We start from the raw sequence: 16298 nt of genomic DNA, 5'->3' as shown, positions 1-16298 counted from the left end.
CGTCACGGGCTGGTTATGAGGTTCCCATGATCCGGTCAACGAGATTAGCGAGCTGGTTGAGCCGTGTGTAGCGCAGCCCCTTGGCTGCCTTTCCTTTTTCCTCCGGGCCAAAACCCATCTCAAACCCCAGCTTAGCAGCTTCTCCCAGCCGCTGAGACGTGTGAGCGACCGGACGCACTTCACCGGCGAGCGAAACCTCACCTAGCCACACGCTCTTGGCGGGCAGCGGCTTGTCCGCGATGGCGCTGATCAGAGCCGCGGCAATTGCGCAATCCGCGGCGGGGTCCGACAAGCGATATCCTCCAGCGATATTAAGATAGACTTCAGCCGAACTGAAATTGAGCCCGCAGCGCGATTCAAGCACCGCTAGCAGCATTGCTAAGCGGCCATTGTCCCATCCAACAACCGCGCGGCGCGGCGTCGCGCCAGATTGCAACCTGACGATCAGAGCCTGTACCTCAACCAGAACGGGCCGAGTGCCTTCCAATGCGGGAAACACTGCGCTCCCCGGCAGTGGCTGATCGCGCCCAGACAGGAACAGCATGGAAGGGTTTTCAACTTCTTCCAGCCCGTCGGCGGCCATCGAGAACACACCGATCTCGTCGACCGCGCCGAAGCGGTTTTTGAGCGCGCGCAATATCCGATATTGATGGCTGCGTTCTCCCTCAAAACTCATCACCACATCGACCATGTGTTCAAGAACACGTGGACCAGCAATATTACCGTCCTTGGTCACATGACCAACGAGCACGAGCGCGACGTCATTCTGCTTCGCATAACGGATCAGCTCAAACGCGCAGCCGCGCACTTGGCTTACGGTGCCAGGCGCGCCTTCGATCGTGTCGGAGTACATCGTCTGGATCGAATCGATGATCACCAAGCGCGGGTTCTCGAGACTTCCCAGCGTGGTCAGAATATCACGAACTGAAGTGGCCGCGGCAAGCTTCACCGGAGCATCAGCAAGCCCTAAACGCGAGGCGCGCATCCGCACTTGGCCAGAAGCCTCCTCCCCGCTCACATAAACGACCTCATGTCCCTCTCGAGCGACCTTGGCGGCCGTCTGCAAAAGCAAGGTTGATTTACCGATGCCGGGATCACCGCCCATCAAAATCGCCGAGCCCGGCACAAGTCCCCCTCCTAGTGCGCGGTCAAATTCAGCTAGGCCGGTTGGTTGTCGTTTGGGCAGTTCGCCCGCCTGATCGAGCAGTGTAAGCTCCACCGCCTTGCCACCGCTCGACAAATCATGCTTCTGCGAAAATACCGTAGCCGGCGCCTCTTCGGTCAGCGTATTCCATTCACCACAATCAGGACACTGCCCCTGCCACCGAGCAGATACGCTCCCGCAGGACTGACAGACATAACGCTTTTTCGGCTTAGCCATCTCTGCCATTTAACAGAACATTGCAAGAACGCAATTGCCAAAGCCGACGGAGCACGCCACAATCCCCACATGCGTCAAAAAGAGCTCCGGATCGCGCTGGTTTGTTATGGAGGCGTTAGCCTCGCTGTCTATATGCACGGCGTCACCAAGGAGCTGTGGCACCTGTCTCGAGCGAGCCGTGATTTTCATGCTGGGATCGGTGATTTGCCCCCGTCAGTCGTGGACGATCCTGACGCCTGTGTGTCGTACGTATATCGCCGATTAATGGAAGAGATCGAGCAGCAACGCGGGCTCCGCTTGCGCGTCTTGCCTGACATTCTAACAGGCGCCAGCGCGGGCGGCATTAATGCGGTGTTCCTCGCCCAAGCGGTCCATTCCGGCCAATCGCTCGATCCGTTGACAAACCTCTGGCTTGACGTTGCTGATGTTGACGAGTTGACCGACCCTGACGCGCGGCCCATCTGGAAGTTCGCCAAATTCTGGGCACAGCCAATTGCGAACTGGATATTGAAACGTCCGGGCAATGCCGTGACTGAGAGCGTTGCACCTGAAACGCAAAAAGAGGTCCGCCGCAAGGTCTCGCATCTGGTGAGAGGACGTTGGTTTCAACCGCCCTTTAGCGGGCTTGGCTTTTCCAGCCTGCTGGAACGAGCATTTTCCGCAATGGAACAAACGCCGAGCGGCAATCCATTGTTACCACAGGGTCACCCACTTGATCTGTTTGTGACTGCGACCGATTTTCGCGGTTCTCTGTCGCACCTAAACTTGAACAGCCCACCGGTCGTTGAAGAAAGCGAACACCGGTTACCTATCGCCTTCCGCGCCTTTGCGCCGTCTATGCCCGGAGCAGGCCTCGCCAATACGCTTGAGCTCGTGCTTGCCGCACGCGCCACAGCGAGCTTTCCCGGGGCGTTCCCGCCGCTACAATTGTCTGAGATCGATAAACTCGCAGAGAAAACTGAAAGGACTTGGCCAGAGCGTGAGGCATTCTTGCGCCGCGTGATGCCCGCCCAACATCGCCAGGGCATGATCGAAGGACTGTCACTGATTGATGGTTCTGTATTAGTCAACAAACCGTTCGAAGGGGCTATTGATGCTCTGCAAGGGCGCCCAGCGCAGCGCGAAATTGACAGGCGGTTTGTTTATGTCGATCCACGGCCTGATAGGTTTGGGGAGCTTAAGGAAAAGAACACGCAGCCAGTTGGCTTTTTCGCGGCAATATTTGGCTCGCTTTCCACCCTGCCACGCGAGCAGCCCATTCGCGACAACCTCGAAACACTTGAGGAGCAGAGCGCCGCGGCCATTCGCTTGAGGCGCATTTTGCTAAGGCTGCGGCCCGAAATAGAAGCGGCGGTTGAGAAACTGTTTGGCCGGACACTCTTTTTGGATCGACCAACGCCCAAGCGCCTGAACAATTGGCGCCAGAAAGCACAGCAGGCCGCAGCTGAACGTTCCGGCTACGCTTTTCAGGCTTACGCACAGGCCAAGCTTGCGGGCATCCTCTCCCGGCTTGCCACCATCACACACAAGGCGGCGCCCGAGCTATCTTCGCCCGGGCTTGAGGTGATCGAAAATGCCCTGCGCGGCGAGTTGTCCCGGCGGGGGCTCGACGGTCTATCAGCAAATGGCGTTGGCGCGCATGAGCAAGCGATCCATTTCTTTCGTACGCATGACGTTGGCTTTCGCATTCGGCGCCTGCGGTTAATTGCGCGGCGAATTTCGCGAGACTGGGAAGCTGATCCTAGCATACCTGACGAAGCGCTCGATCAAGCTCGCGAGGAAATTTACGCCTGCCTCTCGCTTTACCTTGAGGCCAACGAAAGCGCACAAGCGGATGAAGCATTCGCCAAGGCAGCGCAAAACGTGCTGAGTGATCCGGCGCAGGTGCTCGACATGTTGGAGCGCAAACGGCTGCTTCCCGAAATTGATACTCTGGTGGAAGAAAAGCTCGCAGCAGCCCTTCATGCCATGCCGAAGGATTTGAAGCGCAAGATACTGCTGACATATCTTGGTTTTCCCTTCTTCGATGTCGCGACCTTAACTTTGCTGCCAGATGAGGGACGCACAGAGTTTGACCCGATCAAAGTGGACCGGATCTCGCCTGAAGACGCGCGTTCGATTCGCGATGGAGGTACGAAGGCGACGCTGCGCGGGACAGAGTTCTACAATTTCGGCGCATTCTTCTCACGCGCTTACCGGGAGAATGACTATCTGTGGGGCCGCCTGCACGGCGCAGAACGGATGATCGACCTGCTCTGCTCCACGCTGGACACACCGCTCGAAGATGACGTTTGCAACACCCACAAGCGCGATGCCTTCCTCGCGATCTTAGCTGAAGAAGACAAAGCAGAACGGTGTTCGCCGAAATTGATCGAGCGCTTGCGTCAAGAAGTGTTGGAGCGCTTGTCCTCTGAGAGTTGACGCTCTCGAAGAACCTTAACCGCCTGATGCGACCAGACTGTCATAGACTGCGCCGACAAAGGCGTCAGGTCCGATAAAGCCTTCGCCCCGGTTGAAGTCCGCAAGCGGTTTGGCCGCGATGGCCTCTTCCTTGCTCATACCCTGTTCGCGCAGCGCCTTCACCAGATCAACCACTTGGCCAATCATCGCACGATACGCGACCAGTTCGGCCTTGTTTGACATTGGACCATGTCCGGGAATGACTTTCGTCTCATCGTCAATCATGCGGATGACACTATCGAGCGTGTTCATCGCGTTGATGGCATTACCGCCTGAATTTGTATCAATGAATGGGTATCCCGGGATCTTGAAGTACAGATCACCCATATGGACGACATTGCCATCCACCCAATGCACTACGCTATCGCCATCAGTGTGACCGCCACCGGTCGAGATGACGTTTAACGTGTCGCCATTAACGTGCAACGTAACGCCTTGCTCGAACGTGACGACCGGTAGCGCAACTTTGGGCGCCGGAGGCGTTGGGTTACCTGCCGCAGTTCCGCCCGCCGCCATACGCACACGCACGTTGTTATGCGCAAAAATTGTCGCGCCCGCTTTGCCGAAATTCTCATTCCCGCCCGTATGGTCAAAGTGCCAATGCGTATTGATCAGATATTGAACTGGCGTCGCGCCGAGCTCGGCAATTGCAGCCTGTATCTTGCCAGTTAGCGGGGCAAACTGATCATCAATCAACACTGTGCCATCTTCGCCATGGCTCACACCGATGTTTCCGCCCGCACCAAACAGGACCGCAATACCCGGAGCAATCTCTTGCGTAGTGATCTGCACATCATCGAAATTTCTCTGAGCGGCAGCTGGTGCCGAGAGGCTCATCGCAAGAGTAGTTGCGGCGAAAAATAGGGTGCGGTTCATGAGTGATCCTCTCAAGTTTTGGGTATCGTCCTGAGAGTTACGCCTCCTAACCCATTGTGTCGAGGGCCATTTCAAAGAACAAAAGCATGACAAGCCGGCCATCTTCGTCGGTCTGGCCAAAGCCGGGTGCCGCATTGTGAAAATGCCAAGGTGAGAAGAGCAGCAAGCGATTGAAACGCGCGGGCACTCGCATCACCCGCTCCCATTTGGCAGGCTTGGTCGTATCCTGATTTACCACACCATCAATCAAGGCATTTGGATCAAGATAGCCAGCCGCCTGCGCGCCCGGCAGATCGGTTGGTGCACGCTCTAATCCTGTTCGCTTATGGCGGAAGAAATCAGTGCCGCCAGCGTTCGGCTTCGCGCAATCTTCTGGCCGCGAAAGATAGAGAATTCCGGAATAGGCCGCCGGGTCAATATGCACACCGCTCTTGCCCTTGTCAGCGCGCAATGTGATGCGGCAATGCCCGTGATTGGTCCCTGCCGCCCCGCGCACTTGCTGACTGATCAAACGCGAGACTGCGCCGTCAATATGTTCAGTCGGCAGTGCTGTGGTTGAATTGCGACCGGGAAAATTGCCAAATTGCTGCGCCGGGTCAAAATCAAGTGCGAGCGCCTGCGCACGAGCCGACCATGGGTCAGCAAGAAAATCATCAACAATCAGCAGTGACGGCAACATGGCACGAGCTTTTGCCCGGTCCTGATCTATCCATCAACCCCGAAGGCTTCGCAGATCAAACGCCGAAAGTGTCTTTCAGCTTGTCAAAAAAACCGCGGCTTTCAGGGCATTCATCGCCCGTTTCGGTTTCGCGGAATTGCTCAAGAATGGCTTTCTGTTCCTTGGAGAGCTTAGTGGGCGTTTCCACTGCAATCTCAACCACCAGATCACCGCGTCCGCGCCCTTGCAAGACGGGCATACCCGCACCGCGTTGGCGCAATTGCCGCCCTGACTGGATACCCGCCGGGATGGAGAGCGTCACCGTCTCACCATCTAAGTCTGGAATACAAATCTCGCCGCCAAGCGCAGCTTTGGTAAAGCTGATCGGCGCGCGCGTGAGCAAGGTCGTGCCTTCGCGCTCAAATATGTCATGCGGTTTGATATGAACAAAGATGTAAAGATCGCCGGGAGGCGCGCCGTGCGGCCCGGCTTCGCCCTTGCCTGATAGCCTTATCCGCGTGCCAGTATCGACGCCAGGTGGTATATCGACCGCGAGCGCTTGCGGCACATCTCTACGTCCTTCACCGCCGCAATCGCGGCATGGCGTGGTGATCACTTCACCGCGTCCATGGCAATTGGGACATGGTCGTTCTACCACAAAGAACCCCTGCTTGGCCCTGACGTTTCCATAGCCATTGCACAGATTGCAGGTGCGCTTGCCCGTGCCGGGGGTTGCGCCGCTACCGCCGCAAGTATCGCAAGATTGGCTGACTTCGATTTCGATCTCGGTTGATTTGCCATGGAACGCCTCATCGAGGGTGATTTCCATGTCATAGCGCAAATCAGCCCCACGCCGCGCACGTTGACGTCCGCCGCCTCCACCGCCGCCAAAGGCTTGGCCAAAAATGGTCTCAAAGATGTCGCCAATATCGCCGAAGTCTTGGCCACCAGCGCCGCCAGGACCACCTTGCTGGAACGCGGCATGGCCATATTGGTCGTAAGCTGCACGTTTTTGCGGGTCCTTTAGGACCTCATAAGCGGCACCTACCGCCTTAAATTGCGTTTCCGCATCGGTGTCTCCCGGATTGCGGTCCGGGTGATACTTCATGGCAAGTTTACGGTAAGCCGACTTGAGCGTCGCTCCATCAGCATCCCGCGCCACCCCCAGCAGCTCGTAGAAATCCACTTCAGTGGCAGACATGCGCGTCCTCGCAGATCAACACGATGGTGCCCCGACCAATGCACAACGCATTAGCCAAGGCACACAATCATGTTGGGCAATCAGCCCTTGTTGTCTTCATCGACTTCCGAGAATTCGGCGTCGACAACATCTTCATCGGCAGAACTATCGTCCGCTGACGCTTCATCAGAACCGCCATCAGCCGGAGCATTTGCCTGCTCTTGCTCATAAATCTGCTGACCCATCTTCATAGCGACTTCGGTAAGCTCCTGCGCCTTGGCAGAAATTGCGTCCGCATCATCGCCCTCAAGGGCGGTTTTTAGCTCAGCGATTTTCGCCTCGACATCGGACTTGAGCGTGTCGTCAATCTTGTCGCCGTGCTCTTCAATCTGCTTTTCAGTCGCATGAACCAGGCTGTCCGCCTGGTTGCGAGCTTCGGCCGACTCTTTGCGCTTTTTATCTTCCTCGGCAAACTTCTCTGCGTCCTGAACCATCTGATCGATGTCGGAATCGGACAAACCACCCGATGCCTGAATGCGGATTTGCTGTTCTTTGCCCGTGCCCTTGTCTTTCGCAGACACGTTCACAATGCCGTTCGCATCAATGTCAAAGGTCACTTCAACTTGCGGAACGCCGCGCGGCGCAGGCGGAATGCCGACAAGATCAAACTGGCCGAGCATCTTATTGTCGCCCGCCATCTCACGTTCGCCTTGGAACACGCGGATCGTCACGGCCTGCTGATTGTCTTCAGCAGTCGAGTAGGTTTGCGTCTTCTTGGTCGGGATCGTCGTGTTACGGTCGATCATCTTGGTCATGATGCCGCCGAGCGTCTCAATACCCAGCGAAAGCGGGGTCACATCGAGCAGCAGCACGTCTTTAACGTCGCCCTGCAGAACGCCTGCTTGAATGGCGGCACCCATTGCGACCACTTCGTCCGGGTTCACACCAGTGTGCGGCTTGGCTTCGAAGAACTTCTCAACGACTTCGTTGACCTTGGGCATGCGGGTCATGCCGCCGACCAGGATCACTTCATCAATTTCGTCTTTTGTGACGCCAGCGTCTTTCAGAGCCTTCTTACAAGGATCGAGCGTGCGGTTGATGAGGTCACCAACCAGCTTCTCAAGATCAGCGCGCGTGATCGTTTCAACCAGGTGCAAAGGCGTTGAGCTGCCGTCTTCCATACGTGCAGTAATGAAAGGCAGGTTCACTTCGGTTGAGGCCGAGCTGGACAGCTCAATCTTCGCCTTTTCCGCCGCCTCTTTGAGACGTTGCAGCGCAAGCTTGTCCTTGCGCAGATCCATGTTTTCCTTCTTTTTGAAGGCGTCAGCGAGATGCTCGACAATCGCGATGTCAAAATCTTCACCGCCGAGGAACGTGTCGCCATTGGTCGACTTCACTTCGAATACGCCGTCACCGATCTCTAGGATCGAGATATCGAAAGTACCGCCACCAAGGTCATAAACCGCGATGGTTTTGCCGTCATTCTTCTCAAGCCCGTAGGCGAGCGCAGCAGCAGTTGGCTCGTTGATAATACGTAGAACCTCAAGGCCGGCGATTTGCCCGGCGTCTTTTGTCGCCTGACGCTGAGCGTCGTTAAAGTATGCTGGAACAGTGATAACCGCCTGCGTCACATCTTCGCCGAGATAGCTCTCAGCGGTTTCTTTCATCTTTTGCAGGATGAATGCAGAGACTTGTGAAGGCGAATAATTTTCGCCGCCAGCTTCCACCCATGCATCGCCGTTCTTACCCTTGACGATGTCATAGGGGACCAGCTCCATATCTTTCTTGGTCAGCGGATCATCAAAGCGGCGACCGATAAGGCGCTTAATCGCGAACAGAGTATTGTCGGGGTTAGTGACAGCCTGACGCTTCGCCGGCTGACCGATCAGGCGCTCGCCTTCTTTGGTAAAGGCCACAATCGAAGGCGTCGTGCGCGCGCCTTCTGAATTTTCGATAACTTTGGGCTTGCCCCCATCCATCACCGAGACACAGCTGTTTGTGGTGCCAAGGTCGATACCGATAACTTTGCTCATTCTTACCCCATCCATTCAGGTCAGTTGTTTCAACGCCGCGCTGTTGGCTCTCCTGTAAGGCAGAACACCTCGACGGCTCGGTTTGCATGGGGGATATAGGTGCGGTTTTTCTTGGCACAAGGGACGCACGCCGCTAGTTTTTTGCACAGTTCCAAGAGAGGAAAGACGTTATGAAAGCACCGATTTACATTGGCGTGCTGATGATCGCGACCGCATTTGGCCTCGGCGCATGCTCGCAAGAGACAGCCGAACCGGCGGATGCAGAAGCGCCAGCTGGGATCGCAGGATTGGAAATTGCCAATGGCCGTCTGGTACTACCTCCGGTGAAGGGCAACCCGGCCGCTGTCTATTTCGACGTGACATATACTGGCGATAGGAATTTGGCGATACGGCGGGCCGATGTCGCAGGTGCAGGAAGTTCTGAAATGCATGATACGGTTGAGATGGATGGCAAAATGACCATGCAGCCCAGCCTGCCGGTAGTGCTAAACACTGGCGATACGGTGGAGTTTGCACCGGGCGGCAAACACGTGATGGCCATGGATGTGTCGGAAGATCTAATCGCTGGTGGCACGACTGAGGTCACACTGACCGTGGCGGGAGGCGACAAGCATAGCTTTGACGTGCCAATCAAGGCCGCTGGAGAAGAGCGCTGAATGATAAGGATGCCTCATTACCGGTCTCGAAAGAGATGAGCCGGGATGAGACACCTGAGGAACAGGCATTAGCCCCCTGCCCAGCTGGCGGCGAACGCCAGCTTACTCGGGGTGAGATCGCCTTTGCACGGAGCATTTTCGGCACCGCGATTGACTATGACAAAGTCACGATCCGACGCCGCAAGTGGTTCCCATTCCAGCCCCGCAAAGTCACCATGGCACCTTGGGGGCATGTCCACTTTCATCCCAAAGGTGACGCCTATTGCGATGACTTCGCGAGAGAGAGCACAATCCGCCAAGGCCTGCTGATCCATGAGCTAGTCCATGTCTGGCAAACACAAAAAATGGGCTGGTGGTATCTGCCGCTTATCCGCCCGTTTTCGCACCGGTACGACTACAGCCTCAAACCCGGCTGGCCGCTGTATCGCTATGGGATTGAGCAGCAGGCAATGATCGTGCAGCACGCATTTTGGCTGAGAAACGGCGTCAAAGTTGCAGGCGTTGCCGATGAAGCGGCCTATGATCTGCTCGTCCGCTTTCCTGGTGCGAACAAAGCCGATGCGACTTAGTCCGGCTTCTTGGCGACCCCAACCATAGCCGGACGCAGCAAGCGATCTTTGATCATGTACCCTGCCTGCATTTCCTGCACGATTGTGCCGGGCTCATGTTCGTCCGTGGGCACTTCCATCATCGCCTGATGCTGGTTCGGATCAAGCGGCAAGCCTGTTGAGGCAATGCGCGTAATCCCATGCTGGCCGAAGACTTTTTCCAGCTCGCGCTGAGTCGCTTCAATGCCCTCGATAAAGCGTTTTGCTTGCTCACTATCCTTTAGTTCAGCGGGTACATGATCAATCGCACGGGCGAGATTGTCCGCCACGCTCAGGATATCGCGTGAGAAACCAGTAGCTGCGTAGTTGCGGGCATCCTGGACGTCTTTCTCGAGACGGCGGCGCACATTCTGTGTCTCCGCGCGCGCATAGAGCACCTCTTGCTTGGCGTTGTCGAGGTCGCCCTTGAGGGCCTCGAGCGCCTCTCCGAGGCCGCTCTCCGCATCCTCTTCTCCGTCATCACCGCTATCCAGCAGCTCTTCTGGCACGCCCTTTAGTTCTTTGTCGACCGCCTCGTCGCGCGGCTCACCGTTCGTTTCGCTGTTCACTGAGAAATCCAAATTATCCGATACGTTTGCCCAAAGATCGGGCCGTGAAATCAACCATGGGGACGACCCGCGCGTAATTCAACCGCGTGGGACCGATGACCCCCAGAACACCAACCACCCTGCCCTCGGCATCTTTATACGGCGAGGCGATGACCGATGACCCCGATAAAGAGAAAAGGCGGTTCTCGCTACCAATGAAAATGCGGGTAGCGTCGGCTTTGCGCGCGCGTTCCAGCAGCGCTGCAAGCGATTGCTTGCTCTCGAGGTCATCAAGCAGCGAGCGCACGCGTTCGATATCGCCCAACGCCGAATCATCGAGCAGCTTGGATTGGCCGCGCACAATCAGCACTGGCCGGTTCGCCGCATCCTCGCTCCACACGGCCAGCCCGCGCTGGACCAGATCTGCACTCGCAGTGTCGAGCGCGCTTCTCTCAGTAGCAATCTCGCTGGCGACATCCCGGAGGACTTCCGCGAGCGTTTTGCCCTGCGCCATGTGGGTGAGATAATTGCTCGCCTGCTCAAAACTTGCGGCACTATCTTCACCGCCCAGCTCAATCACTCGGTTTTCGACATGGCCATCCTCGCCGACCAGCACGACCATTGCGCGGCCCGGCGCAAGCGGAACAATGCTCAGCTGGTTGAGCTTGCCTTCCCGCTGAGGCACCATCACCATGCCCGCCGCGCCCGATAGATCAGAAAGCAGCGCGCTAGTCTGCTCCAAAGCATGCTCAATAGGTCCCGGATCTTTGAGGCGTTCTTCAATCGCTGCGCGTTCTGCTGGCGAAGGCTCCCCCACCTGCATCATCGCGTCAATAAACAGCCGCAAGCCAACTTCGGTCGGCATTCGGCCCGCACTTGTATGCGGAGCTGCGAGCAGCCCCGCCTGCTCCAGATCGGACAGCACTGAGCGCACAGATGCAGGCGAGAGATTGACCCCGCGATCCTGCGCGAGCGCTTTGGACCCAACCGGTTGCCCGCTTTCCAGATATTCCTCCACCACCAGGCGGAAGATATCGCGGGCACGGGTCGTTAATTCTGTGAGTGGAAGTGGTCCCATAGAGACTATCTAGCCACTCCCCTTGCTCTCACAACCCTTTACCGCCTAACGCGCCATCCAAGATAAATTTTCACCGGAGAACTTCATGCGCCCTTCAGGACGCGCGCCAGACGAAATGCGCGCCATAACCATCGAAACTGGCTACACCAAACATGCTGAGGGCTCGTGCCTTATCTCTTTTGGCGAAACCAAAGTGCTGTGCACCGCGAGCGTTGAGGAACGCATCCCGCCGTGGCTGCGCGGCAAGGGCGAAGGCTGGGTCACCGGCGAATATTCCATGCTTCCTCGCGCCACCCATACACGCGGCAGCCGTGAGGCAGCTCGCGGCAAGCAAAGCGGGCGGACACAGGAAATTCAGCGGCTTATTGGGCGCTCTTTGCGTGCAGTGGTCGATCTGAAGAAGCTTGGCGAGCGTCAGATTACGCTCGATTGCGATGTAATTCAGGCCGATGGCGGAACGCGTACCGCATCGATTTCTGGCGCTTGGGTTGCGCTGCGTCTCGCGGTCAACGGGTTGATGGCGGAGGGCGCTATCAAGGACGATCCAATCACGTCAAAGATTGCGGCAATCTCCTGCGGCATCTTTGAAGGCACTCCAGTGCTCGATCTCGACTATCCTGAAGACTCAAACGCGGAAGCGGATGCGAATTTCGTGCTGCTTGAGGGTGGGAAGATCGCCGAAGCTCAGGCCACAGCAGAGGGCGCGGCCTATGATGAGGAAGAGCTTCTGCGTTTGCTACGCCTTGCGCGGATCGGCTGTGATCGTATTTTTGCGGCACAGGAAGACGCAGTACAATGAGCAGCAATTCTGCCCGCAGGTTGGGATCAGGATCACTCGTGATTGCGACTCACAATGCAGGCAAATTGAAGGAAATCGGAGCGCTGCTCGATCCATACGGGATGAAATGCATCTCTGCAGGTTCTCTGGGCCTGCCAGAGCCGCCCGAGACCGGCACCACCTTTGTTGAGAATGCCCTCATAAAGGCCCGCGCTGCGGCGGAAGCCTCTGGCATTGTTGCGCTGGCGGACGATAGCGGCCTGTCTGTTGACGCGCTTGATGGTCGTCCTGGCGTCTATACGGCGGATTGGGCCGAGAGGCAGTGGTTTGAGGGCGAGCCGGGCCGCGATTGGTATATGGCGATGGGCAAGGTTGAGGGGCTGCTGCAAGCGATGGGCCCCGATACTGACCGGTCCGCCGCGTTCCACTGCGTCCTGGCGATCGCCTGGCCGGATGGGGAGCATGCGGTGTATGAGGGTCGCGCGCCCGGAGCGCTAACCTGGCCACCGCGCGGAACGCTTGGCTTTGGCTACGATCCGGTGTTTGTGCCCGAAGGACGCGGACAAACCTTCGCTGAGATTGAGCCATCAGAAAAGCACGGGATAAGCCACCGCGCAGATGCCTTCGCAAAGCTTACTGCCGAGCAGTTCGGTTAGGCCTTATTAGTAAGCGAATTGGCCGGAGACATTGCCGGGCGGGCCATAGCGGCAGACGAGCCAATCACGTCCCCGCCCGTTCGCAATACCGCAGCCAAGCCGTGTCGAATCTTCCCAAATGATCTGGGTGTAGTGGCCCACATCCTGCCAACGGCCGGTGTTACTCACATAGGGAAAGCGATCATGGATGTAATATTGCTTCTCATCAATCCAAGCGCCTGACATCCGCTCATAAGCAAATGCGTTCTCAGTGCCGGCCCACAGGTTCTCACCTTGATTTGGCCTTTGAGAGCTTGAGCTATGCGCAAAATTGCCGGTGCGGGCCATTTCTTCGGCATATTCGAGCGCCTGACGGCTTAGTTCTGGATCTAGCGTCGCCGCAGCCACGCCCACTTCTGCGCGCGCCTCGTTATGCGTGCGCAGCATAACCGCGTTCATCGCATCTTGAGTGGTCTGCGCTGGACCGCCTGATTCTGTCGGAGAAGGCGTTGGGGTGGGTGTCGGTGTAGGAGTTGGAGTGGCTGTTGCCGTAGGCGTCGGCGTCGGATTGGTTCCACCAGCAACAGCACCACCTGAGCCGCTCGTGCTTGATGAATCGCCACCGCCACAGCTCGCCAATGCGCCAGCGAGCGCCACAGTGAGAACCAGTTTTGCGCTGTCAATCATCATGGCGAAGGCCCTCTCGCGGCTCAGTATGCCTTGGAACCGAGCACGTTGCCGGCAGGCCAATAGCGGCAGACAAGCACGTCATTGCCATTGCCAGTAACCACTGCACAGCCGACTTCGCGGGTGTCGCGCCAAACAATCTGCGTGTAGTGGCCAACATCTTTCCAATCACCTGTGCGAGAGACATTGGGAAACGTCTTGTGCCGGTAATCTTTCCGCTCATCGATGAACATTTTGAACATGCCATCCACGTCCCAATATCCGGCGGTTCCCATCCACAGGTTCTCACCAGCGCCAGAACGCGCCGATTGGTCGGCATGCTGCAGGTAACCCTTGCCTGCTAAAGTTTCACCCCAACGGGCTGCTTCTGCCTCGAGTTGCGCGTTCCAGCGCAGCGGTTGCAGGCCAAGCTTCGTACGCTCAGAGTTGTGATTTTCGAGCAGGCGCTTTGAAACGCTCTTGCGCGGCCCTTGGGCCGTGTAGAGGCGAGCCGCCGCAATTGCGGAGCTAGCTTGAGCTTGCCCATCGTCAGCCTTTGCAGGCGCATTCACACCAAGCGCGAAAGCTGCCATAGCCCCGCCAAGTGCACATATCGCGCGAAAATTCCCTAACCGCATCTTCATGACTGCGGTTTTCACGCAACCCGAGTTAAGATTCTCTAAAGATCCGATGATGCGAGCCCTTTATATTCACTGGCCTTTTTGTGCGTCGAAGTGCCCTTATTGCGACTTCAACAGCCATGTGCGTGACACAATTGCTATGGAAGATTGGCAAGGCGCGCTACTCTCTGACATGCAATTCGAGGCAAACCGTGCATCCGGCGGGCCACTCCGCAGCATTTTCTTTGGTGGCGGCACTCCGAGCCTGATGCCGCCCTCATTGGTCGATGATCTCTTGGCACAATCGGAGCGTTTATGGGGATTTACGAAGGATATCGAGATCACGCTTGAAGCTAATCCCTCCTCTGTCGAGGCAGCAAATTTCGCCAGCCTTGCGGATGCTGGGATCAACCGTGTCTCACTTGGGGTGCAATCGCTTGATGATGGCGCTTTGCAATTTCTCGGCCGCCTTCACGGCGCACAGGAAGCGCTTTCTGCGCTGGATGTCGCGCAAAAGCACTTTGAGCGCGTGTCGATTGATTTAATTTATGCACGGCCCGATCAAACGGCAAAAGAGTGGCAAGGGGAGCTAGATCAAGCACTCACGCTCGGGACTGACCACCTCTCGCTTTATCAATTGACCATTGAGCCGCAGACTCGCTTTGCGACCGACGTCAGGCGCAACATCTTTTTACCGCTTGATGATGATCATGCGGCGGATTTGTTTGCAATGACGCGCGAAATGACCGCCGCTGCTGGATTGCCAGCCTATGAGATCAGCAATCATGCGAAAGCCGGACAGGAAAGCCGCCACAACCTGACTTATTGGCGATATCAGGACTATGTTGGGATTGGCCCTGGCGCACATGGAAGGCGTGGAGGCTTTGCGACGCTGCGTCACAAGAAGCCCGAGAACTACTTAAGCGCGGTGGCTAAGAATGGGCATGGCATGTCGGCCGAGACTACGCTTGCCCCCCGCGAACAGGCAAGTGAGGCGCTTCTGATGGGGCTACGCCTCGCTGAGGGTGTGAATCTCAAGGAGCTTGAAGACCGCTTCGATATCGAGACTGGCCATCTGATAAACCAGCGGAAACTGACGCTTCACAGCGATCTTGGACTGGCCCAGCAAAGAGGCGAGCACCTCTGTATCACAGATAGGGGAATGCCCCTTCTTGATGCGCTGCTAACAGACCTTGTGCATGACGATCTGGTGTCTGCATGAACGACCCTGCCACCCTGCACGATATGCTGGAGACGTGGCAGCGACACCTTCGCGACAATCGACGCTCTTCGGCCCATACTGTGCGCGCTTATCTTGCTGCGGCGAAACACTTGTTGACGGATCGCAATCTCAAGAGTTGGCCTCAAGTTGCCGAAATCACTTCGAAAGACTTGCGAGCACAGCTTGCCGCGAGGAGGTCAGAAGGGCTCTCCAACGCATCCGCAGCGCGTGAATTGTCCGCGCTCAAAGGCTTTGTTGGCTTCGCCCGCGAGCAGGCAGGTATGGGCGTAACTGAGGCGCCCCGGATGCGGGGTCCGCGCCTGAAGAAGGGCCTGCCCCGCCCCATCACGCCCGATGATGCGCTGGGCCTTGCTGACGAAGTCGCCGCAATGTCGGGCGAAGATTGGACAGGCGCGCGCGACCGCGCAGTACTGTTGCTGCTCTATGGCGCAGGCCTGCGAATAGCCGAGGCACTGTCGCTCAATGGTTCGGATGTCCCGCTCGGCAATCAACTGGTGGTGACAGGCAAAGGCGGCAAGCAAAGGGTCACACCAATCCTACCCATCGTCTCTGAGGCCGTGGCGGAATATTGCGACAAGAACCCCTGGCCGCTCGGCCCGGGTGATCCGTTGTTTCGAGGGGTGAAAGGCGCGCGGCTTAATCAGGGCATGGTGCAAAAGGCTACCGCGCGCGCAAGACAAGCGCTCGGTCTACCCGATACCGCGACACCGCATGCGCTGCGCCACAGCTTTGCGACGCATTTGCTTGGTGCGGGCACAGATCTGCGCAGCCTGCAAGAGTTACTCGGCCATGCCAGCCTTGGCTCAACGCAGATTTACACCAAAGTCGACGCGGCGAGCCTGCTAGATACTTATCGCAACGCCCACCCAAGAGAGACGAGCAAAAGCGAGAAGGATTAG

At 57.2% G+C, this 16298-nt stretch carries 16 protein-coding genes; 7 read left to right on the top strand and 9 right to left on the bottom strand.

Going from position 1 to position 16298, the window contains the following annotated elements:
* Positions 1 to 13: 13 nt before the first annotated feature.
* A complete protein-coding gene (radA, locus tag ACFCXQ_RS10665) occupies positions 14 to 1381 on the bottom strand; it encodes a DNA repair protein RadA (RefSeq protein ID WP_379550425.1) in 1368 nt (455 codons plus the stop codon).
* Between the two features lie 69 nt (positions 1382 to 1450).
* On the opposite strand from radA, the gene ACFCXQ_RS10660 reads away from it, so the two are divergent.
* Complete coding sequence (locus tag ACFCXQ_RS10660) at positions 1451 to 3802, top strand: patatin-like protein (RefSeq protein WP_379550423.1); 2352 nt, start codon at positions 1451 to 1453, stop codon at positions 3800 to 3802.
* A gap of 15 nt (positions 3803 to 3817) precedes the next feature.
* On the opposite strand, the gene ACFCXQ_RS10655 is transcribed toward ACFCXQ_RS10660, so the two are convergent.
* The 4 genes from ACFCXQ_RS10655 to dnaK all read right to left on the bottom strand — a co-directional run bounded on the left by ACFCXQ_RS10655 (position 3818) and on the right by dnaK (position 8588).
* Positions 3818 to 4717, bottom strand: coding sequence for an MBL fold metallo-hydrolase (locus ACFCXQ_RS10655; protein ID WP_379550421.1), 900 nt, complete (start codon positions 4715 to 4717; stop codon positions 3818 to 3820).
* A gap of 46 nt (positions 4718 to 4763) precedes the next feature.
* Positions 4764 to 5396 carry a DUF6445 family protein gene (locus tag ACFCXQ_RS10650; protein ID WP_379550419.1) on the bottom strand — a complete coding sequence of 211 codons (633 nt, stop codon included), beginning with the start codon at positions 5394 to 5396 and terminating at the stop codon, positions 4764 to 4766.
* Positions 5397 to 5451: 55 nt separating this feature from the next.
* Positions 5452 to 6576 (bottom strand): molecular chaperone DnaJ, encoded by a 1125-nt coding sequence (gene dnaJ / locus ACFCXQ_RS10645; protein ID WP_379550417.1) that lies wholly within the window; start codon positions 6574 to 6576, stop codon positions 5452 to 5454.
* An 80-nt stretch (positions 6577 to 6656) separates the two neighbouring features.
* Positions 6657 to 8588 (bottom strand): molecular chaperone DnaK, encoded by a 1932-nt coding sequence (gene dnaK / locus ACFCXQ_RS10640; protein WP_379550415.1) that lies wholly within the window; start codon positions 8586 to 8588, stop codon positions 6657 to 6659.
* Between the two features lie 170 nt (positions 8589 to 8758).
* On the opposite strand from dnaK, the gene ACFCXQ_RS10635 reads away from it, so the two are divergent.
* Complete coding sequence (locus ACFCXQ_RS10635; protein ID WP_379550413.1) at positions 8759 to 9244, top strand: copper chaperone PCu(A)C; 486 nt, start codon at positions 8759 to 8761, stop codon at positions 9242 to 9244.
* Between the two features lie 35 nt (positions 9245 to 9279).
* The gene (locus ACFCXQ_RS10630) at positions 9280 to 9813 is read left to right on the top strand and encodes a vgr related protein (protein ID WP_379550411.1); all 534 of its coding nucleotides are present in this window, start codon (positions 9280 to 9282) and stop codon (positions 9811 to 9813) included.
* Here ACFCXQ_RS10630 and grpE read toward each other — a convergent pair.
* Together grpE and hrcA are read right to left on the bottom strand one after the other, a co-directional pair.
* Complete coding sequence (grpE, locus tag ACFCXQ_RS10625; RefSeq protein ID WP_379550410.1) at positions 9810 to 10400, bottom strand: nucleotide exchange factor GrpE; 591 nt, start codon at positions 10398 to 10400, stop codon at positions 9810 to 9812. The two genes, ACFCXQ_RS10630 and grpE, sit on opposite strands and share 4 nt — an antisense overlap.
* 13 nt (positions 10401 to 10413) lie before the next feature.
* A complete protein-coding gene (gene hrcA / locus ACFCXQ_RS10620; protein WP_379550408.1) occupies positions 10414 to 11457 on the bottom strand; it encodes a heat-inducible transcriptional repressor HrcA in 1044 nt (347 codons plus the stop codon).
* An 85-nt stretch (positions 11458 to 11542) separates the two neighbouring features.
* On the opposite strand from hrcA, the gene rph reads away from it, so the two are divergent.
* Together rph and rdgB are read left to right on the top strand one after the other, a co-directional pair.
* Positions 11543 to 12256: a ribonuclease PH gene (gene rph, locus ACFCXQ_RS10615; protein ID WP_379550406.1), complete on the top strand. Its 714-nt coding sequence runs from the start codon at positions 11543 to 11545 to the stop codon at positions 12254 to 12256.
* Positions 12253 to 12891: an RdgB/HAM1 family non-canonical purine NTP pyrophosphatase gene (gene rdgB / locus ACFCXQ_RS10610; protein ID WP_379550404.1), complete on the top strand. Its 639-nt coding sequence runs from the start codon at positions 12253 to 12255 to the stop codon at positions 12889 to 12891. The genes rph and rdgB overlap by 4 nt, the downstream gene beginning before the upstream one ends.
* Positions 12892 to 12897: 6 nt before the next feature.
* On the opposite strand, the gene ACFCXQ_RS10605 is transcribed toward rdgB, so the two are convergent.
* A complete protein-coding gene (locus ACFCXQ_RS10605; RefSeq protein WP_379550402.1) occupies positions 12898 to 13560 on the bottom strand; it encodes a CAP domain-containing protein in 663 nt (220 codons plus the stop codon).
* A gap of 20 nt (positions 13561 to 13580) precedes the next feature.
* Entirely contained in the window at positions 13581 to 14129 is a 549-nt protein-coding gene (locus ACFCXQ_RS10600) for a CAP domain-containing protein (protein ID WP_379550400.1), read from the bottom strand.
* A gap of 97 nt (positions 14130 to 14226) precedes the next feature.
* Between ACFCXQ_RS10600 and hemW the strand changes: the two genes are divergently transcribed.
* A complete protein-coding gene (gene hemW, locus ACFCXQ_RS10595; RefSeq protein ID WP_379550398.1) occupies positions 14227 to 15378 on the top strand; it encodes a radical SAM family heme chaperone HemW in 1152 nt (383 codons plus the stop codon).
* A complete protein-coding gene (locus ACFCXQ_RS10590; protein WP_379550396.1) occupies positions 15375 to 16298 on the top strand; it encodes a tyrosine recombinase XerC in 924 nt (307 codons plus the stop codon). Before hemW ends, ACFCXQ_RS10590 begins: the two co-directional genes overlap by 4 nt.

Source organism: Qipengyuania rhodophyticola, from assembly GCF_042493225.1.
Classification (GTDB): Bacteria; Pseudomonadota; Alphaproteobacteria; order Sphingomonadales; family Sphingomonadaceae; genus Erythrobacter.
The sequence above is the reverse complement of the archived record's forward strand: the minus strand, read 5'-3'. Positions and strand labels throughout refer to the sequence as shown.